The sequence below is a fragment of the Streptomyces graminilatus genome (assembly GCF_001418565.1).
GTDB lineage: Bacteria > Actinomycetota > Actinomycetes > Streptomycetales > Streptomycetaceae > Streptomyces > Streptomyces graminilatus.
Map to the genome: position 1 here is coordinate 1 of NZ_LIQQ01000077.1, position 18,820 is coordinate 18,820.

Genomic DNA, 18,820 nt, shown 5'->3' on the forward strand with positions numbered 1-18,820 from the left:
CGCGCCGGTGGTCCTGGACGCCTACGGCCGCCAGCTCCCCGCCCCGAACCGGTTCCCCTCCGCCGTGGCGGGAGCGGGCTTCGGACCCCTGGCCGGGCGGGTGCACGACCTCGGCCTGCGCTTCGGCCTGCACATCATGCGCGGCATCCCGCGCCGCGCCGTCGCCGCCCGGCTGCCCGTCGCGGGAACCGGCTTCACCGCCGACGAGATCGCCGACACCGGCTCGGTCTGCCCCTGGAACTCCGACAACTACGGTCTCGACCACGACCATCCCGGCGCCCAGGCCTACTACGACTCCCAGGTGGCCCAGTTCGCCGCGTGGGGCGTCGACTTCGTCAAGGCCGACGACATGCTCTTCCCCTACCACGAACGGGAGATCACCGCCTACGCCCGGGCCATCGAGCGCAGCGGACGCCCGATCGAACTGAGCCTGTCGCCCGGAACCGATGTCTCACTGGCCCGCCTCGGCCACCTCCGCCAGACGGCCACCATGTGGCGGGTCTGCGACGACCTGTGGGACCGATGGACCGACGTCGAGGCCCAGTTCACCCGGATGGCCCGCTGGGCACCCTGGCAGAACGAACACGGCTGGGCCGACGCCGACATGCTGCCACTGGGGCATCTCGGCATCCGCGCCGAACGCGGCGAGGACCGGCTGAGCAACCTCACCCCCGCCGAACAGACCAGCCTCCTCACCCTCTGGCTCATCTCGCGCTCCCCACTCATGATGGGCGGCGACCTGCCCACCAGCCCACCCGAGACCATCGCCCTCCTCACCAACGACGAGGCCCTGGACATCCTCTGGCACAGCAAGGACAACCGGGAAGTCCTGCGCGAACGCGACCTCATCCTGTGGACGGCAACAGACACGGACAGCCGCACCCGCTACGCCGCCGTGTTCTCCCTGGCCGACACCCCGAGCCAGGTGACCGTACCCCTCGGGTCGATCGGCGCACACACCAGCGACCAGATCCGGGAGGTATGGACACACACCGACACCCCACACGACGGACACCACCTGCACCTCGAACTACCCGCACACGGAGCGGCCCTGCTACGCCTGACCCCACCCGACGCATCTGCCTGAGCCGGTCACGGTCGCACTGCTCGCCCACACCGGGCGGCGCGGCGCGACCAACCGCACCCTGCTCTCCCTACGTCCTCCCCAGCCCCCAAGAGGAGTTGTCGTGACGAGCAGGAAGTATCCCTCTGGCCGTTTCGATTGCCTCCCTTGTACCGATCATGGGAGGGGTCTGGGAGAGGTCTGGGAGGGGTCAAACTTCTCACCCGCTCTGCCGAGCGCCGCTTCCTCTCGGCGAAGCCGCGAGCGGGAGACGATACGAAGTCGTCCTGCGACAGCTCCTCACGGAGCCGCTGTTCTACCGCCCGGGAAACCGTAGAGCGTACCGGTGCCGGCGAGCCCGGCTCACCACAAGTGGGCCTCGGGGGCGTACTCGACGCGTAGGTACTTGGCGTTTCGTTCGCCGTAGGCCGCGCGGAGGACGGGTTCGGCGGTGCCCGGGTCGTCCACGCCGACCGCGATGAGGCCGGTGCCGTCGAGGCCGACCTCGCGCATGGTGAAGCTGCCGTCCCAGCGGGTCATGTCCTCGCCGACGCGGTCGAGGAGTGCGTTGAGATCCCTCTCGTTGATGTCGCGGTCGTGGAGGCGTACGGTCACACCCTTCTCGGCGGCCCCGCAGACCGCGGTGTCGAAGGGCTTGGAGGGGATGCGGTAGATGTCCAGGGAGGCTTCGTCCTCGTCGAGGACCAGGCCGGTGTAGACGGCGGCGTAGCGGCCGGTGACCAGCTTGTCCACGTGGCCCAGGGTTCGGTACATGGGGGTGTCGTCCTCCGGGCCGCCGTCGCCGGAGTCACCGGTGCCGCCGCCCTTCGGCTGGGTGCCGTGGCAGGTTGTCGAAGGGCTCGACACGGCGTCCACGGCCTGCGCGCCCGCCGCCGAGCCCTGGAGCCCGCCGAGAGCCAGGACTGCGGCCGCCACGGCCGCGATAGTGCCGGGCCTGGCGGGTGTTCGCTCGGCCATGTGTCCCTCCGGTTCTTTGTCCATGTGTCCTACGGTTCTTGGTCCATGTGTCCTCCGGTCCTTCGTCCCGTGTGCGGTAGCCCGGGTGGGCGGGACGGAACCGCGATCGGTACTGAGACGCCGGAGAAGGGCGCGGCGTTCGGCCCGTGGTCCGGAGATCTCCACGCCTTCCCCGCTCTCACCTCTTCCGTCGCGTTCCGAGGGTCGTGCGGGGGTTGTGCCTCTTGAGCCTCGCCCCTCTCCGTGGGTCGCGGGGAGCCGGGGTCAGGCGCCAGTATCCGTACGGGTTGTGGAAGAAGTCGTCGTCCTCGAACCGTTCGCACTCCACACGGTTCATGATCCAGCGCGTGGCGTCCTGCGCGATGCGGAAGCCCTCGCCGTTCTGGACGCCGTGGTCCGGCTGCTCGGTCAGCAGGTAGTACGACGCGATCTCCATGGTGGTCACCCACTCGCCCAGCAGCTCCGGCTCGGGCACCGCGGTGCTTCCGGGAGCCAGCTCCACGTCGGCCTCGCCCAGGAGGTGCATGCCGCAGCTGTAGTAGACCTCCCCGTCGTGGATCACCGGCACGACCCACGCCCGGACGAGGGCGCCGACCAGGTCGTCCGCGGTCTCGGCGGCCGCCGCCTCGCTCGCCAGGGCCAGCCACCGCTCCCGACCGCAGGCCACCCCGCTGGACTCGTTCTTCACCGCGGTGGCTCCGTTGGCCAGCAGGGCCGCGGTGACGGCCAGCGCCCGGCGGGACACGTCGAGGCCGGTGGCCTGGGAGATCGGCGGTGACAGGACATAGGCGACCGAGTCGTGCGCGTCCACCGCGGCCCGGTCGTCGTCGCCGAACCCGTCGTCGCCGAACTCGTCGACGCCGAACTCATCGACGCCGGTGGCCCGGCGGGAAGCCACCGCGACGTCGAACGCCTCACGCATCCGGGGGTCAGGCTCCCGCTGGAACTCGTCGAGCGTGAAGTCCCCCGCGCCCGCCTCCTCGACCACCCGGCTGATGACATCGGGATCCAGGCCCACGCCGACCGCGCACAGCACGTGCCGCGGCGTCACACCGGACGCCGGGACCACGAAGCGCGTGCCATCGATGACGTGTCCTTGCCACATCTTGCTCATCAGCCCAGCATCGCAGATGTGCGTACGACGTCGTGATCTCTGTGGCACCAACAGACATTGTGGTCCGGCCCGTTCACGCGGTTCCCCGCGCCCTCCGGGAAAGCAGAGGCGCGTCCCGCACCACAGGCAGCGCGCCCTTGACGCGCCGGGCCCGGATCTGTTCCCCCCGGCCGTCCGCCGCATCGAACAGGGCCTGGACCTCGTAGTAGTCCAACTGCCGTCGCCGCGGGTCGCCTTCGTAGTCCGCGATGTGCTTGACGCTGTTCCACTCGTGGAACACCTGCTGCGGCGCCGCCCCGAGCCTCTCCGCACAGACCCGGCCCCACTGGTAGCGGGCGTCGGTCGGATACGCGCGGAACAGTTGGAGCGTGATCTCGTAACTCCGCGCCGTGGAGACCATGATCGGTCGCGGCCCCGAGCGGAGATCGCTGATGACCGCCTCCGCCTCCGCCGACGTCCACTGCCACGGATACCGCCCAGTGAACGCCGCCATCCGCCGCACCAATGCCAGACGCGGCTCGATGGTCTCCCGCTCGCCAAGGAACCCCGCCCGCTGTTGACAGGCCCAGCCCTCCAGCGTCGCCGCCCGGAACACCGTCGATTCCAGGTCCAACGGCACGACACCGTCCGCCAACACGATCAGCGCCGAGCCTGGAGCCTCGATGCTTCGGCGACGCCGGCGTAGTGGAGGACAGCTCGCCCCCTACGAACCGGCGTCCCTCGCGCGGGGCGGCGACGCCTGTCGAGCCGCTGCCGGTGAACGGGTCGAGGACGGTGCCGCCTTCGGGGCAGATCCGCACGAGCTGCTGCATGATCTCGACGGCTTCTGGTGATGTGGACGCGGTCCTTGCGCACTTGGGAGGCGACGAAGTGGTCGGGCAGGTACAGGTCCCTGCTCTTGGCCACAGTCAGGGCCAAAGCTGTCGCCGACAGTCACCGCTGGGGCAGTCGCGCCACGACGTACTCGGTGAGATCGAGGAGCCGGTTGGTGTACCCCCACTCGTTGTCGTACCAGCCGAACACCTTCACGAGGTTTCCGTGGGCCTGGGTGAGCAGGGCGTCGAAGACGCAGGAGGCCGGATCGCCGACGACGTCGCGGGAGACGATCGGGGCGTCGGACACCCGCAGGATGCCCTTGAGCGGCCCGTCGGCGGCCGTCCGGAAGGCGTTGTTGATCTCGTCAGCGGTCACCTCCCGGTCCAGTACGAGGGTCAGGTCGGTGAGGGAGCCGTCCTCGACGGGGACGCGGACCGCGAGGCCATCGAGGGTGCCGGCCAGCTCGGGCAGCACCAGGCCGACGGCGCGGGCCGCTCCGGTGCTGGTCGGGATGATGTTCACGGCGGCGGTCCGGCCGCGCCGGAGGTCCTTGTGCGGGCCGTCCAGGACGACCTGGTCGTTGGTGTAGCCGTGGATGGTGGTCATCAGACCCTTGTCGATGCCGAAGGCGTCGTCGAGCAGCAGCCGCTGGTACGCCTCCAGGCGCGGCGATTTCGGCTCTGAGCGGCCGTTCTCGTAGTTCTTCACCGTCTGCGTCGTGGTCCTGGGCGCGGTCGCGAGGCGGGCCTGGGTGATGCCGGCGGCCTCGCGCAGCCGGGCACGCTCTGCCGGGGGCGGGAGCTGCGGCTCCTCCTCCAGCAGGGCGTCGATGTTCGCGAACAGTTCTTCCGCGGACGCCATATCTGTCCTTGTGCCCCGTGCCACCGGATCTTGACGGCCTGCCGGCTTTGACGGACGCGAGTTCGTGTCATCGGAGTTTGATCACCTCAGGTCAGCGACTCAGCGCACCTTCGGTGCGCACCGGGTGCGTGGTAAAACCCGTGGCTCGCTGGAGATGCTTCTGTCGGCCCTGACCGCCATCTGCACGAGTGCGGCCTGTCGTCACCGTTCCGTCACAAGCAGTCGCCGCACGGAACCCTGCCGCTCTCCCGCCCCGTCTGCACTCACGTACAACGAACACGCGTACCGCAGGGCAACAACCGACGACCGAAACCCGCGGACGAGACAACTCAGGGGGACAACAGCATGCGGCACAGCAACGGCATTCGCAGGGCGGCTCTGGCGACGACGGCGGTCACGGCCGTCGCGGCGGCGGTGACCGGCATCCTGCCCGGCGCCGCCATGGCGGCGAGCACCACCACCGCCACCCCGCCGCCCGCCTGCTCGGCCTCCGCTCTCCAGGTCAGCGCCTGGCAGGCCGAACACCGGCCCGTCGGGACCGGGACCGGGGCGGCGGTCGTGCAGTTCACCAACGTCTCCGGGAAGACGTGCGTCCTGAAGGGCCATCCGACGACGGTCGCGGGCGCCGGCAACGGCTCCCCCACCCACACCACCCCGCTCAAGATCACCACCACCGGCAGGGCGACCACCGTGACGGTCCGGCCGCATGGCAAGGCGTGGGTGAAGCTGACCTTCGTCCAGGTCCAGGGTGAGGGCGACGGCTACTGCGTGTCGGGCAAGACCCCGAAGGCGTTTCCGACGATGGTCATCGGGCTGCCGAACTCCGGGAAGCACCAGGTCGCCCTGAACGACGGGTGGTGGGCCGAGTGCGACAACAAGGTGACCGTCACCCCGGTCTCGGCCGTCGAGCCTTCCTGACCCCACCGTCCCCACAAATAGAGCAGCCTGCACGAAGATCTCAACGCTCTGACCTGCACGTTTGCGAGGCACTGCACATAAGTACAGTTCAGCGACTCAGCGCGCCGAAGGTGCGCACGCCGACGGCGGCAAGGCCGAACTCCATCGCCGGGTACGGCGGCACGAAGAGACCGGGTTGCGGCGCGAACTACTGACGAGGCCGTAAGCGATGAGGGTGGGCCCTCCCGAGACGAGCGGGAAGGCCCACCCTCATCGCGTTGACCTGCGGAAAGAAGATGTGACACAGGCACTGACCGAAACTCGATGAATGACTCGCCCTCCCGGTGCCCTGGCAACTTGTCCGTGTCCGCCCAGGCCGGTACCTGTATCGCCGGTCAGATGGCAGCGGGTGCGGTCTTGACTGTGGCGTCCTCTCCGACAACTTCCTTCAGGGCGGCTGCAACCGCCTCGAACGTCTTCTTGGCGAGGCCGGGGATCATCTTGGTGATCGCGTTGATCGTCTTGCCGAACATCAGGTCCGGCTCTTTCACCTCTTCGGACAGAGTGCCGTCCTCGGCGTACACGGCCACGAGCCCGTACTGCGGATTCCTGGTCCGGTACATCGGATCAGGCGCGTGGTCGCGAAGGTCGCGAAGGTCGCGAAGGTCGAAGACCTGACCTCCCCGCCACACTTCCATCCAGTGTTCGACAACGGCAACTGCCAAGGCGTCACCCCCTTCACCATGGGGTGACCTCGTTAGCGGTGCCAGCCGACTCCAGAGTTCCCAGACCCTTGGGCGCCGCCGCCAATGACGTGCCGCGTCTGTCCGGGAGCGTGCTGCTGAGTCCGAGGGCGTTCCTTGACGTACGACGTGGGTCTGGCCGGGTCGGTCGTCCTCGGCTGATGATGACGGCATGCCATCTGAGTTGCTCACGGGGTTGGTCGGTCTTCTCGGCGCGTCCCTGGGAGCCGCCGGCGCGGTCTGGGCGGGATCGGTGACGGCCAGGTCACAGCGCCAGCAGACGCGTGATCAGCTCGACGCGGCGCACCTGCGATGGAAACTGGACAACAAGCGTGACGTCTACCTGCAGCTCCTCAAGTGTGCCTCCATGTGGCAGTCGGCTTCCTGGGAGCTCCACAACGCCCTTTCCGCGGGCATCGACGGAGACGAACGGGCCGAGACCCGCCGTCGGAAAGTCGGGCGGTGGCAGGAGTTCGCGGCGATGGAGACGGCCGCGAAGGTGTTCACCACGGATACCTCGGTCCAAGCGGCAGCGGGCCGGCTGCAGGGAACTCTCCTGGCCCTCGACCGGGTCATCGAGGACCGTTACCACGGGCGGGAACCGAACGGGCCGGACAGCTGGGAGGAAGCGTTCCGGACCCGAAGCCAGGCATGCTCGGCAGCAACCGCCGCGCTGGCCCGCGAGATCGAGACCGCCTTGAGCCTGGCCACGATGCCTGCGTCCGCGACGCCCGGTTCCTGAGCTTGACACCGGGCATTCCCGCGATGGCCCTTGAGTGGGCACAGGCTGGGTAGTACGACCGGAGCGCCATGACATGGAGAGTCCATAGGCGCTCGGGACGGGGGAGGACGCGGTGCGAGCGAGGATGTCCGTGGGCAGGATTGTGTGGATAGCGGCGGCGGTTGCGGTGGCGCTCGGGGTCGTGCTGATGACTCCGTTCCTCCTGATGGCCGTGGGGCCGAAGGACGCGGACTGGGCCAAGCTGAGCGAGATCAGCCAGGCGTACGGCGCTTTGTCCGTGATCCTGTCCGCGGGCGCGCTGGCCGGGGTCGCGGCCTCGTTGGCGTACCAGGCCCGTCAGACGGGCGGCGACTTCGCCCAGCCGACCCTGCCCGATCCGCGGCCCTCGCCTGCATAGACAGCGCTGCCTCGGGCCACAGCCACCTCATATCGCCGCCGCTGCGCCCAAGTGTGCCCCGCCCAACAGAACTTGTTCTCGACCTGAACTCGTAGGGAGATTCGACGTCACCCTCGGCGCTGACCCCCGTGGTCATCTTTTACGTCCGGGATTCGTTGCACGGGCATGACGCCGCACAATGCCCGGCCGAGGGTGGAGCAGTACGCCGAAGAGATCGCCGACAATGCCTGCGATCTCGCCGATACGGCCAGGCCGGAGGCCTGGAGCACTGAGGCCAAGGACGATGTCCTGGAGGCGATCGACACGCTCGCCGGTGCGCTGTGCGCGCTCGGACCGGACACGGCGAAGGCCCGCGCCCCGGTGAGGGCCGCCACCGCTGGCGCACGCCGACAACTCGGACTCGCAGACGGCGAGGAAGCCGGGCCTGGTCCGGGGGCGCGGGGGCGACGTCCCGTACGACGTGCCCGGCGCGGGCTGTGTCCCGGCTTCAAGGGCGTCCGTTCGGGCAGTTGACCAGAGCCGCGCCCGAACCGGCGGCCGGCCCGGCTGGGAGCGAAGTCTTCGGCCAGCCGGAACAGGGTTTCAGGGCCGCCGACGCGGTGTGCAAGCCGCAGGCCTTCGACAGCGGCTCGTCCGGCAGCGGGGGATTGTCAGTGGTGGCGTGCAGGATGGCGGGCATGACCACACCAGTTGCAGTGATCGTGGATGCCGCCGCCTACGCGCAGGCGGTCGAGGACGCGGTGAAGGCGTCGGCCGCCTACTACGAGGGCGGCACCTCGGTCCTGGACGACGACTCCTACGACCGGCTGGTACGCGGCATCGCCGCGTGGGAGGCCGCGCACCCCGAACAGGTGCTGTCCCGGTCGCCGACCGGGAAGGTCGCCGGCGGCGCCGTGGAGGGCGATGTCCCGCACACGGTGGCGATGCTGAGCCTGGACAACGTCTTCTCCCCGGAGGAGTTCACCGCCTGGACGACGTCGTTGGCACGGAGGATCGGCCACGACGTCACCCGCTTCAGTGTCGAGCCGAAGCTGGACGGTCTGGCGATCGCCGCCCGCTACACCCGAGGCCGCCTCACCCGGCTGATCACCCGGGGCGACGGGACGGCCGGGGAGGACGTCTCGCACGCCGCAGGCACCATCGAAGGCCTGCCCGCCGAGCTTGCCGAGCCGGTGACGGTGGAGGTGCGCGGCGAAGTCCTCATGACCACCGCCCAGTTCGAGCACGCCAATCAGGTGCGCACCGCCCACGGCGGGGCGCCGTTCGCCAATCCGCGCGGCGCCTCGGCCGGCACCCTGCGCGCCAGGGAGCGCGCCTACACCGTGCCGATGACCTTCTTCGGGTACGGCCTGCTGCCCCTCGCCGACACCGGGGCGCCGCTCACGGACCGGCTGGGCGATCTCGCCCACAGCGGCCTCATGACGCTGGCCGCCGAGTACGGGGTGAACACCACCGCGACCACCGCCGTACCCGGCATCACCGCCGACACCGTCGAGGAGGTGATGGCCCGCGTCAAGGAGATCGCCGCGCTGCGGGCGGAACTGCCGTTCGGGATCGACGGGATCGTCATCAAGGCCGACCTCGCCGCCGACCAGCGGACAGCCGGATCGGGATCACGCGCCCCGCGCTGGGCGATCGCCTACAAACTGCCCGCCGTCGAGAAGATCACCCGGCTCCTCGATGTGGAGTGGAACGTGGGCCGCACCGGGATCATCGCCCCGCGCGCCGTCCTGGAGCCGGTCGAGATCGACGGCGCCACCATCACCTACGCCACCCTCCACAACCCGGGCGACATCACCCGCCGCGACCTGCGCCTGGGCGACCACGTCATGGTCCACCGCGCCGGCGACGTCATCCCCCGCGTCGAAGCCCCCGTCGCCCATCTACGCACCGGGACCGAGCAGCCCATCGTCTTCCCCCAGGACTGCCCGCGCTGCGGGGCCGGCATCGACACCAGCGAACAGCGCTGGCGCTGCGCGAACGGCCGCAACTGCCACCTGGTCGCCGCCCTCTCCTACGCCGCCGGCCGCGACCAGCTCGACATCGAAGGCCTCGGCCACACCCGCGTCGTCCAGCTCGTCGACGCCCGCCTGGTGACCGATCTCGCCGGCCTGTTCGCCCTCACCCGCGAGCAGCTGCTGAGCCTGGAGCGGATGGGCGAGACCAGTACCGACAACCTCCTCGCCGCGATCGGCGCGGCGAAGGACCAGCCCCTGTCACGGGTACTGTGCGCGCTCGGGGTCCGTGGCACCGGCCGTTCCATGTCCCGCCGCATCGCCCGCCACTTCGCCACCATGGACAACATCCGTACCGCAGACGCCGAAGCGATGCGGCAGGTCGAAGGCATCGGCACCGAGAAGGCCCCCTCCATCGTCACCGAACTCGCCGAACTCGCCCCGCTCATCGACAAGCTCGTGGCGGCCGGAGTGAACATGACCGAACCCGGCGCCACCCCACCCGCCCCCGCTGCCACAGACGCCGCCCACGACACCCGGGAAGCAGCGGATACGCCTGCGGAGGCAGCCGGCGGGCCGCTGGCCGGGATGACTGTCGTCGTCACCGGAGCGATGACCGGCTCCCTGGACAAGCTCAGCCGCAACCAGATGAACGAACTCATCGAACGCGCCGGAGGCCGCTCCTCCTCCAGCGTCTCCAAGAAGACCACCCTGGTCGTCGCCGGAGACGGCGCCGGCTCCAAGCGCGCCAAAGCCGAAACCCTCGGCATCCGGCTGGCCACACCCGGCGAATTCGCCACCCTTGTCGCCGACTACCTCGGCTGACGCCCCCCAGCGGGACAGGTGCGCCCCAGCTGCCGTGGGCGCACCGCGCCAACGGCAACTGACGGCTCGTCTGTATGCGGCTGCGGAGGGGACCGAGGCCCCGGGCCTCGCTCACAGCCCATGGGGACGATCGCCCGGCTGAAGGCCCATCGGGCCCTCCGCCGCGAGGCGACCACCTACGCCTGGCTGCTTCTCCCCCGTCCAACCTGCGCTTCTCCAACGGGTTAGGGGTACACCGTGTTCGGCGAGCGGCGGCAGAAGGCGGATCGGGCTCAACGAACGGCGATCGGGACAACGATCGAGGCCATGGCCGCCACGGCGGCGATGCCGACCGCCATCGGCCCGCGCGCGGTGGGATGGCGGTACACCAGGTACGCGAGGGTACTGGGGGCGGAGACGAAGGCCAGGGCAACAAGGACGAGAACGAGCAGGGCGAGCGTGGACACGGCGGGTCTCTCCCGTGAGGTCAGGGCCTGCGCTTCTCGCATGCGGTGTGGAGCGTGGGCGGCTCTCACCCCTGTGTCGCGGGGTGAAGATCCGACAGGGTCCGGAGTGTGCGGGAGCGGGGGGCCGCGCAAGTCCGTGTCGGCGCACGGGTGGTGAACCCCGCCCCGGGTCCCTCGAATGCGCTTTGTTCAGCGCGTTCAGCGCGTTCAGCGCGTGCGGGGCGTGCGGGGCGTTCAGCGCGTGCGAGGCGTGCGGGGCGTGCGAGGCAGGAGGGTGCGGGCCTCCGGCCGCTGACGGGTCAGCCGCGCAACCCGACCGCACGTGCGAGAAGTCACGGCGGAGTCGTGCGAAACCCCGTTCTGTCCGCGAGGGTTGAGTGGGGCAGCGGCGAGCCGCTCGGCTAGGTGGAACGGGGTGGGGAAAGGCGCTGCGCGGAACGGCGGGTCTGTTCGGCGGCGAGCCGCTTGGCCTTGCGCCGTACCCGCTCCCCGAAGGCCTCCGGGTCGGTCGCGCCGACGACGGCCGCCGCCTCCGTCCATGTGGTGCCCTCGCCCTCGGTGTACGCGAAGACGACCACGCGCTCCGCCGGAGTGAGCCCGCGCAGTACGGCGTTGAGGCGCTCGTCCTCGAACACCCCGTCCGTCGTACGGGCGAGCAGGTCGAGGTCCGGGGCGACAAGGTCGTACAGCGACAGACCGCTACGTCACCTCTCGGTCGCGGGGAACGGGGCCACCGGCAATAAATCTCCGGGAAGCGAGCGTGATCCAGGTCACAGTGCGGAGGCAGGGGTGTGCTGCGGGGCGAGGAGTCCGGCGTACTCCCCGTCGGAGGCAGCCCCGGCGCGGATCACCTCGGCGCGGGTGCTGTGCACATCGGCCGGCTCGCCCGGTTCCAGCTCGCTCAGCTGGTCGCACAGACCGGCCGTCTCGTCGTACAGGTCCGCCTGCCGGTGCAGCGCCTCGGCCCGGTCGGCTGGTGCGGCGCGCCGGTCGGTGAGGTCGCGGAACGCCGCTCTGGCGGCGTCGCGTTGGTTCTGCAGGGCGACGAGGCGGGCGCGCAGGCCTGCAACGCGTTCGCGGCGGGCCAGCTCGGCGGCCTCCGCCCCGGGGAAGCGCACGTTCGTCCAGGCCGGAGCTGAAGGCGTGCTCCGGATGCTCCTGCGGGTTGCGGCGGCGGTGGGTGGCGTCCAGCGAGACGGCGGCGTCCAGCGCGGACAGCCCGCTGCTGCCGCCGAGCGCCGTGCGGCCGGTGGCGACCCAGCCCTTCACGTGGTCGGCCCACCGCTCGCAGGGGTGCCCGCCGGGCACCGTCGGTGTCGGGGTCGGCCTGGAGGCCATCGCGGAGTAAGGAGCCGACACGGGGGGCGAAGCCCGGGCCCGGCAGGGGGATCTCGAAGTCGTGCCGGACGGGTTGCCGCCGATGGTGAACCGTTGCGACCCGAACTCCCCCTGGTCGCATCAAAGTGGCTTGTTTTCAAGCGAGTTGACAGGGAATGAAGGGGGCGGGGCAGGTGTGAGGAGGGTGATCCGGGGTGGGTCGGACATGTCCCCTCAGCAGACGGCAGAACGGCCGGGAACTCCTGCGCTCCCCCGTACCGTTCGGTCTCGCCCGTGGTGAGGCCGGTTCGGTCCAGAAGTGATGGCCATCCGACAGGGGGGGGCGGGCGTATGAAGTGGCGCCGTTCAGCGAAGTCCGGTGCATCCGGTGACGATACGGGGAAGACCGGTTCACCTGGGGCGAGCGCGGGCCCTGGTCCGGCTCAGGACACGAGTACCGCCGACCTCCAACGGCAGGTGGGCGAGCTGTACTCCAAGGCAAAAGCGCTGATGATCGGTGGGTTGTCCGCCGAGGCCGCGCCGCTTCACCAGCAGGCCCGGTCGCTGATGTACGTGCTGGTCGACCGCGACCCGGGCGACCGGCAGGCCAAACGTATGCTCGGCAGCGTGCTCTACGGACTGGGCGCGACGCTGCCGCGCGTGGAGCAACCGAATGAGGCGCTCGCGGCGCTCACTGAGTGTGACGGAGTCTACGGGGAACTCGATGCACTCGGTGAGCCCGGCATGCAACCACTCATCGCCGACGTCCGTGTACGCAAGGCAAACGTGCTCAGCGAGCTGGGCCGCGGGGTGTCCGCTGTCATGGAGTCCGACCAGGCGGTCATGACGTACCTGGACCTCGGCGCGGACAACTCCGCTCACCCCCTGTACCTGGACCTCGCCCGAGTGCTGAGCCTGAACTCGAACGTCCTGTACAACTACGGCGACCACGATCTGGCCGTCTGTTCGGCGGACTGGGCCGTTCGCTACTACCTCGCCAAAGCCGAAGCGATCAACAACGCCCCGCTCGCGGAGTCCTTCATGCACGGTCTGTACCTGCGAGAGGCCGCCCGGATCGCGGTGCGTGTGCACACCGAACAGGGCCGGCCGGAGATCGCCCTCGCCGTCGGCGAAGCAGAGGTGCACACCGCGCGGGCGATTGCCCGGTCGAACGCCCCCGAGCACCTCACCTACCTGGCCTCCGCCCTCACCCGCCACGGACTCAACCTCCGCAAGACGGGTCGTACGGACAAGGGCACAGAACTCGTCGAGGAGGGCCGGGGGATCGATTCCGCGGCCGCATCCGCGGCCACCGAGGACTGGCGGTCCATCAGCACGGACAGTACCGGGGACACCGGAGACAGTGACGTGTCGTGGCCTTTGTCATTCTCCGCCGCCCTGACCGCCGCGGCGCGCAAACTCGGTGACGACCGGGTGCCCTCGATACTGCGCGAGCTCGCGTTCAACCCTGCCGAGAGGGCGACCACCGTGACCCCCTCGCTGCGCTGTCAGGTGCAGATCGCACCCGCTGCTGCTGCGATGCTCGCCGAACTCGCCGTCGGCCTCCTCGACGACCCGGACCCGTACAGCGCCCGGGAAGCCGGCCTTCTGGGGCGTGAGGCCCACTACTTGTTCGCCGCAGCCTCCCGGGCTCGCGTGATCTCCATGCGCTATCAGTTCCACGAATTCGGGGCCGTCTGGGCACGGATGCTCCTGGCCCTGATTCCCGCCTTCGAAACCAACTCCGCAGGCGCGGCGATCGCGGAGGATTTGGCCGGCTGGCTGGCCGGCATCACCCTGCAACTCCAGCCGTTCACCTTTGTCGACCAGGAAACCGGTCGGCTGGTCGAGGAGTGCAACGACCTCGTGGAACGCATATTGTCGTGACGCCCCATCAGGTCTTTGGAGGAGATCCCTCGGCTACTGAATACGCAGAGTGATGGCCGAGAAGAGGGCGCTCCAACCCGGCCGTGAGGTCGAGGTGTTCGCGCTGCGTGCGGACGAGGAACCCGAGTCCTCGGCACGGCTGGCGGCAGCAGTTGTCGCCGCCGCGAGGCAGACCACCTGGCTCACGGTACCTACGCTGCGCCCAGGCGCCGTCGAAGCCGTCGCGCCGTGACGTCGAGCTGACCGAGCGGATCAAGCTCGCAAGCCGCCCCTGGCTGTGCGGGACCGTGAGTGCGTATTTCTGATGGCTCCGGGCCTCCGCCCGCGTCAAAGCATGTGGGTAGCCCGTTTCCCCGCTTCATGCCGGTTTGAGTGGTAGGCCTGAACTCTCGTGCAGGGATTCGAGTGCAGTGAGGTCCACGGCCGCAACGAGCAAGGTGTCGGTGTTGTAGGAGTAGCTGGCCAGAATGCGTCTCGATGGGTCGATGAAGCTCAGCCGGTCTCCGCCCTTTTGTATCTCGTGAGACCCAAGGTAGCCGAGCAGTGACTCGACGACCCCCAGTTGCTGCTCGCGGATCCGGCACGTTGCTTGATGCGGAAGCGACCTCACGGCCTGCCTGCCAGCGACATTGATCAGGAAGGACGACAGTCTCCGGGATTCGCTGTACCACTTCCCACTCGGCTCGCTCCGCCCATGGACCCTGGGGTCGGGCCAGCCGACATCGTCCGGGCACACGCTCCACTGGGCCGACCATCGGTTCTCACCACAGAAGGCCATGTATCCGTCCTCAACGCTCAGGTGCTCGGGAGCGCTCACCCGGAAGGTGTGCTCGTGGCCGCTCATGCCCATCAGCTCCGGGTGCCGGCCTGCGGCAACGTAATAGTCACGCAAGGCGTCTGGCAGGCAGATCCCCAAGCGATCCCCGGCAGCCGCGACTTCGGCATCAGTGCATCCGTCGCTCGGAGTCCAGATACCGAGCGCGGTCGAAATGAGCTCCTGAAGCAACTCTTTGAGAGTGGCAGGCCCCAAGCCGATGGGATCATCACTTACTGCGAGTGAGCGTTCCATCCGAAATGATCATAAGTTACCCGTCCACGGCCTGGTAGTCGGGTCGCCCGGGGGAATCTCAACCCCGGCGACCCGACTACGGCCTTCCCCCGTGAAGGTGGGCACGCGGTTGAACAGCACTTTCAAGGCCGAGCTGATCGAGATGCAGGGCCCCTGGAAGGACACCGCCCAGGTCGAACGGGCGATCTTCCAGTGGATCACCTGGTACAACGAAGAACACCTGCACTCCGCGCTCGACTACGTGCCACCAGCTGAGTACGAACGCGACTTCCGGCAGAGCCAGGAGGGTATGGGTCTGTCGGTTCATGGCCTCGGCCTCGGGTCGCCGCTGATGGGAGGCTGGAGCCGCTTGAGTAGCAGTTCCATGACGGGGACGGGTAGCGCTGGATGCTGGGCGACTGTCTCCGCGGTGTCGGTGTCCCGCAGCAGCCGGGTCAGCACCTGCGCGGGTACCCGGGGGTGCTTGGCAGCCGCGTGGCGTACCTGTTCGTACGGGTCGTCGAGTAGTCGCACCGCTGATGAGGGCATCAGCCGCGGGTCGACTGCTGCCCGGAGCCGTACTTCTACGCTGCTGTCCCGACTGAATTGTTCGACAAGTTCGGCCGTGGACTCCGGGTCGTCCAAAGCCAGTTGGCGCATGCGCGGGTTCGGGTCGTCGGCGTAGCAGAGCAGACTGCGGCGGGGGAAGTTCGGGTGACTGCGAGGGCGGTCAGGGGCACTGAGACTGCCCGTCCACCAATGCCATACCCGCAGCAGCATGTCAGCGGGGGCGTCGTCGCAGGATTCCGCCAGGAAGAGCTGGACGACACGGTCTTCGTCGTGGGCAAGGAGTGCGACGACGTCCGGCGGGAGACGTCGGGCCCGGGCGACGCTCCGGCGCACGAGAGGGTGAGCGGAGGCGGCGAGGCGGCGCATGGCGTCGGGATCCTCATGCAGCGCCGTGACCCAGTCGAGCGGGTAGTAGTGGCCGCGAGGGTCGAACCCGAATCGGATGTCTGCCCGCTGCTCCTCAGTGAGGTCGGGGCGTGTAGCCACCACGGAGCGGACGTTTTCGGCGGGGTCCTGGGCGAGCAGGATGATCAGGTCCGGATCCAGGTGGGGGTTGGCCGCGAGGGAGCAGCGCAGGGCTGAATCGCTGTGACGGGCCAAGTGCTCGGCGAGGTCACGTTCCAGGTGACAGGTCACCACCGCGCGGTCTTTGGGTTCCGTCGTGTCGAAAACCGATCGGGGCATCGGGTGTTCTCGGTGGTGCTGGAGCAGTGCTTCATTACTGACCTTTCCGGAAGGGTCGCCAAGAAGTTTGTGCCGGAGGGTAGTTCCCAGCTGAGGCCAGGCACTCCGGCAGACCGAGGCCCGTACGGACGGATCAGTGTCGGCGGCCAGGGCGGTCAGTATCTGTGCGGGCATCCCGGGAAGACGAGCGGCCTCTTTGCGGACCTGGGGAGAAGGATCGATGGCGAGTTGTTCGCACGTGGCGTCGCTGAGCTTGGCGCGTCGGTCCGCCGCGAGCATGACGAGGATCCAGCGGTGCCGAGGGTCCGGCTCGTCCAGGATCAGGCGAGCCCACTGTTCAGCCGTGATGCCCGGCTGAACCTCGGCCAGCAACTGCCGCACCTTCCAATCTGGATGGACGATGGCCGCTTCAACGACCGCTGCAGGCAGGCGGCGCCACAGGAGGAAATGCGACAGGCCCAGGAGGCGGGCGAGCAGGTCATCAGGCGTGGCCGGGTTGCGCGCCAGCCCGTGAGCCCACATCTCACGCAACCTCGGCGTAGGCATTGGCCCCCGAAACAATGATGCCCAAGCGGCTGCCCGCTCTTGGGGGCTTTCCTGAGCTGCCGACTGCGCGGCTGCCTCCTGCCGCTCCCGGATGCGGTCCACGGCGATGAGCCAGACCTCGTCCTCCTCGGCGGTCGCCCCCACCAATGTTTGCCCGTCCAACGAGAGGGTGACGAACTCCGGCTGGCCAGGCCGCTCGCCCAGCACACCGGCGAGGTCCCATTCGCTGGTGAGCCGCACCCGCGTCCAGCGCCTGGGCCCGCCGCCTGTCCAGTTACCGGCGACGTCGATGAGGAAGACACCGTCACCACCGAGGAGCCTGTTCTCAGCCGCGAGCCGGTACCACTGCGCATTGAGCTCGGCGACCAGAGCAGGATGGTCTTCCCGAATGCTTACGGTCGGCGCGGCGTCCCCCGCGACGATCGGACGCCACGCCGTCCGGGGCGGCAGCACATCCTCGGTCCTCCTCTCCCCCACGATCTCCAGTCCGGCACGCCGCAGCAGCTCCAAGAGCTTGTCCCTCTCACCTGTCACGAGAGCTCATCCTGCCCGAGTGCCTTCCTTGCCGTTTCAGCATGTAGCGGGAGCCGCAGGCCTCAGATGGGCAGGGACTGCGGCGGTAGCGGTGTGCCAGAACGGATATCCCTTAGGACGCCCTCAGCGAGCCGGGCCTCTCCCTCCCGCGGGTATCTATTACGCCGTAATAGATACCGCCCTTGAGCGTGGTGCCGTCGCCGTAGCCCAGGAGTACGTCTCGGTACACCGGTCCGCGGAGTCGGCGCCTGCCGAATTGCCTCGTGCTGAGGCAGTTGGCGGTGATCGTCGGGAAGGAACCACATCTCGGACTCATGGTGGGGGACCGATCGGGTCAGGACAGTAGGCCTCACCAGGCCGCGGGAACGCGAGCCCTCTGAACTTCCTCTGTGGGCGACGAACTTGGGTGAACGCACGGTGGTGTCAGTTCGCGTCGAGCCCGGTGGCGCCGGACGAGTATGGGCGAAGCCCCGTCACCCGGCGGCACCCCGGAATGGCTCCGCCCCTTCTCTAGCCGGCGAAGGAGGAAGACACCGTGGAGATCCACACTGTGGGCGACGTGATGACCGACGAGGTCGTCCAGGCGCACCGGGAGACCCCGTTCAAGGACGTGGTCTCCCGGTGCGCCTGGACGCCCAACGGATCAGCGGGGTGCCGGTCGTCGACCACGACGACAAGGTGGTCGGGGTGGTCTCCGGGACCGACCTGGTGCGCGGTCAGGCAGCCCGGGCCGGTGGTCGCAGGGATCGCCGGTACCGGCTGCCGCGCCTGCGGCGTCCGGGGCACCGAGCGGCTGCCGGGGTGCTTGCCGCCACCGCCGGGGAACTGATGTCCACGCCCGCGATCACGGTGCGTCCGGAGCAACCCGTGCCGGACGCCGTACGAGTGATGGAGCGTCACGGAATCGAGCGGCTTCCCGTGGTGGACGAGGAGGACCGGCTCATCGGTATCGCCACCCGCCGGGACCTGCTGCGGGTCTTCCTGCGCACGGACGAGGGCATCCGCCGGGAGGTGACCGACGAGGTCCTGGTCGCCGCTCTCGGTCTGCCGCCCGATGCCGTCGTCGTGTCGGTACGCGACGGCCTGGTGACACTCGAAGGGCGCCTGGAACACCGTGCCGACCTCGCTCACGCCGTCAGGTCGACCTGGCACGTGGACGGGGTCGTCGGGGTGTTCAGCAGCCTGGCCTTCCGCCTCGACGACGACCGCTCGGCCGGGACGCGCTCTTCCCGGGGAGTCACCCGCCGCCGTACGCCCGGACAGTCCGGACACTGACGCGCGCCGCTCGGCCCGCCCGGACCGGGGGCCGGTCAGGCCTCGACGGGGGACCTTCGGCACAAGAGGCGAACTGTCGCGCGGACAAGAGTGGGGACAGGAGCGGCCGCGGTGCGGCTCCC

At 69.2% G+C, this 18,820-nt stretch carries 18 protein-coding genes and 5 pseudogenes; 11 read left to right on the forward strand and 12 right to left on the reverse strand.

Annotation, left to right across the window (positions count from 1 at the left end):
* Positions 1 to 1,087: glycoside hydrolase family 27 protein (locus AOK08_RS08070; RefSeq protein WP_055524767.1), on the forward strand; the 1,087-nt coding region annotated here is incomplete at its 5' end.
* Between the two features lie 339 nt (positions 1,088 to 1,426).
* Here AOK08_RS08070 and AOK08_RS46380 read toward each other — a convergent pair.
* The 6 genes and pseudogenes from AOK08_RS46380 to AOK08_RS47110 form a co-directional block, all read right to left on the reverse strand.
* Positions 1,427 to 2,065 carry a hypothetical protein gene (locus AOK08_RS46380; RefSeq protein WP_241826869.1) on the reverse strand — a complete coding sequence of 213 codons (639 nt, stop codon included), beginning with the start codon at positions 2,063 to 2,065 and terminating at the stop codon, positions 1,427 to 1,429.
* Positions 2,066 to 2,219: 154 nt separating this feature from the next.
* On the reverse strand, positions 2,220 to 3,155 hold the full coding sequence (locus AOK08_RS46385) for a hypothetical protein (protein ID WP_198539168.1): 936 nt from the start codon (positions 3,153 to 3,155) through the stop codon (positions 2,220 to 2,222).
* A gap of 73 nt (positions 3,156 to 3,228) precedes the next feature.
* Entirely contained in the window at positions 3,229 to 3,774 is a 546-nt protein-coding gene (locus AOK08_RS46390) for a hypothetical protein (RefSeq protein WP_198539180.1), read from the reverse strand.
* 20 nt (positions 3,775 to 3,794) lie between these two features.
* Positions 3,795 to 4,052: pseudogene (locus AOK08_RS42910) on the reverse strand (DNA methyltransferase); the annotation flags it as partial.
* A gap of 36 nt (positions 4,053 to 4,088) precedes the next feature.
* A pseudogene (locus tag AOK08_RS08090) lies at positions 4,089 to 4,613 on the reverse strand (type I glyceraldehyde-3-phosphate dehydrogenase); the annotation flags it as partial.
* A gap of 12 nt (positions 4,614 to 4,625) precedes the next feature.
* A pseudogene (locus AOK08_RS47110) lies at positions 4,626 to 4,832 on the reverse strand (helix-turn-helix domain-containing protein); the annotation flags it as partial.
* A gap of 345 nt (positions 4,833 to 5,177) precedes the next feature.
* Between AOK08_RS47110 and AOK08_RS08095 the strand changes: the two are divergent.
* On the forward strand, positions 5,178 to 5,750 hold the full coding sequence (locus AOK08_RS08095) for a DUF4232 domain-containing protein (RefSeq protein WP_055524770.1): 573 nt from the start codon (positions 5,178 to 5,180) through the stop codon (positions 5,748 to 5,750).
* 374 nt (positions 5,751 to 6,124) lie between these two features.
* Here AOK08_RS08095 and AOK08_RS08100 read toward each other — a convergent pair whose 3' ends face one another.
* Entirely contained in the window at positions 6,125 to 6,454 is a 330-nt protein-coding gene (locus AOK08_RS08100; protein WP_206743401.1) for a hypothetical protein, read from the reverse strand.
* A gap of 190 nt (positions 6,455 to 6,644) precedes the next feature.
* Here AOK08_RS08100 and AOK08_RS08105 point away from each other — a divergent pair, with 190 nt between their 5' ends.
* The 4 genes from AOK08_RS08105 (at position 6,645) to ligA (ending at position 10,391) form a co-directional block, all read left to right on the forward strand.
* Positions 6,645 to 7,214, forward strand: coding sequence for a hypothetical protein (locus tag AOK08_RS08105; protein WP_157876603.1), 570 nt, complete (start codon positions 6,645 to 6,647; stop codon positions 7,212 to 7,214).
* A 130-nt stretch (positions 7,215 to 7,344) separates the two neighbouring features.
* Positions 7,345 to 7,611 (forward strand): hypothetical protein, encoded by a 267-nt coding sequence (locus tag AOK08_RS08110; protein WP_157876604.1) that lies wholly within the window; start codon positions 7,345 to 7,347, stop codon positions 7,609 to 7,611.
* Positions 7,612 to 7,776: 165 nt separating this feature from the next.
* Positions 7,777 to 8,124: a hypothetical protein gene (locus AOK08_RS08115; RefSeq protein ID WP_055524774.1), complete on the forward strand. Its 348-nt coding sequence runs from the start codon at positions 7,777 to 7,779 to the stop codon at positions 8,122 to 8,124.
* Between the two features lie 164 nt (positions 8,125 to 8,288).
* Positions 8,289 to 10,391, forward strand: a complete 2,103-nt coding sequence (ligA, locus tag AOK08_RS08120) for an NAD-dependent DNA ligase LigA (RefSeq protein WP_079053899.1) — start codon at positions 8,289 to 8,291, stop codon at positions 10,389 to 10,391.
* A gap of 272 nt (positions 10,392 to 10,663) precedes the next feature.
* Here the strand turns inward: ligA and AOK08_RS45580 are convergent, their stop codons facing one another.
* From AOK08_RS45580 to AOK08_RS08130, 3 genes are all read right to left on the reverse strand, one after another.
* A complete protein-coding gene (locus AOK08_RS45580; RefSeq protein WP_157876605.1) occupies positions 10,664 to 10,879 on the reverse strand; it encodes a hypothetical protein in 216 nt (71 codons plus the stop codon).
* Positions 10,880 to 11,238: 359 nt separating this feature from the next.
* The gene (locus AOK08_RS08125; protein ID WP_055524776.1) at positions 11,239 to 11,472 is read right to left on the reverse strand and encodes a hypothetical protein; all 234 of its coding nucleotides are present in this window, start codon (positions 11,470 to 11,472) and stop codon (positions 11,239 to 11,241) included.
* Positions 11,473 to 11,607: 135 nt separating this feature from the next.
* Positions 11,608 to 11,955, reverse strand: coding sequence for a hypothetical protein (locus tag AOK08_RS08130; protein WP_055524777.1), 348 nt, complete (start codon positions 11,953 to 11,955; stop codon positions 11,608 to 11,610).
* A 62-nt stretch (positions 11,956 to 12,017) separates the two neighbouring features.
* On the opposite strand from AOK08_RS08130, the gene AOK08_RS45585 reads away from it, so the two are divergent.
* The 3 genes from AOK08_RS45585 (at position 12,018) to AOK08_RS08140 (ending at position 14,273) form a co-directional block, all read left to right on the forward strand.
* The gene (locus AOK08_RS45585; protein WP_157876606.1) at positions 12,018 to 12,185 is read left to right on the forward strand and encodes a hypothetical protein; all 168 of its coding nucleotides are present in this window, start codon (positions 12,018 to 12,020) and stop codon (positions 12,183 to 12,185) included.
* 479 nt (positions 12,186 to 12,664) lie between these two features.
* Positions 12,665 to 14,041: a hypothetical protein gene (locus AOK08_RS08135; protein WP_198539171.1), complete on the forward strand. Its 1,377-nt coding sequence runs from the start codon at positions 12,665 to 12,667 to the stop codon at positions 14,039 to 14,041.
* 52 nt (positions 14,042 to 14,093) lie between these two features.
* Positions 14,094 to 14,273 carry a hypothetical protein gene (locus tag AOK08_RS08140; protein ID WP_055524779.1) on the forward strand — a complete coding sequence of 60 codons (180 nt, stop codon included), beginning with the start codon at positions 14,094 to 14,096 and terminating at the stop codon, positions 14,271 to 14,273.
* 126 nt (positions 14,274 to 14,399) lie between these two features.
* Here the strand turns inward: AOK08_RS08140 and AOK08_RS08145 are convergent, their stop codons facing one another.
* On the reverse strand, positions 14,400 to 15,110 hold the full coding sequence (locus AOK08_RS08145) for a hypothetical protein (protein WP_157876607.1): 711 nt from the start codon (positions 15,108 to 15,110) through the stop codon (positions 14,400 to 14,402).
* Between AOK08_RS08145 and AOK08_RS48840 the strand changes: the two are divergent.
* Positions 15,076 to 15,360, forward strand: a pseudogene (locus AOK08_RS48840) (integrase core domain-containing protein); the annotation flags it as partial. The gene AOK08_RS08145 and the pseudogene AOK08_RS48840 overlap by 35 nt on opposite strands.
* 53 nt (positions 15,361 to 15,413) lie before the next feature.
* On the opposite strand, the gene AOK08_RS08155 reads toward AOK08_RS48840, so the two are convergent.
* Positions 15,414 to 17,423 carry a hypothetical protein gene (locus AOK08_RS08155; RefSeq protein WP_055524782.1) on the reverse strand — a complete coding sequence of 670 codons (2,010 nt, stop codon included), beginning with the start codon at positions 17,421 to 17,423 and terminating at the stop codon, positions 15,414 to 15,416.
* Positions 17,424 to 17,958: 535 nt separating this feature from the next.
* On the opposite strand from AOK08_RS08155, the pseudogene AOK08_RS08160 reads away from it, so the two are divergent.
* Positions 17,959 to 18,698: pseudogene (locus AOK08_RS08160) on the forward strand (CBS domain-containing protein).
* The last annotated feature ends 122 nt before the right edge of the window (positions 18,699 to 18,820 follow it).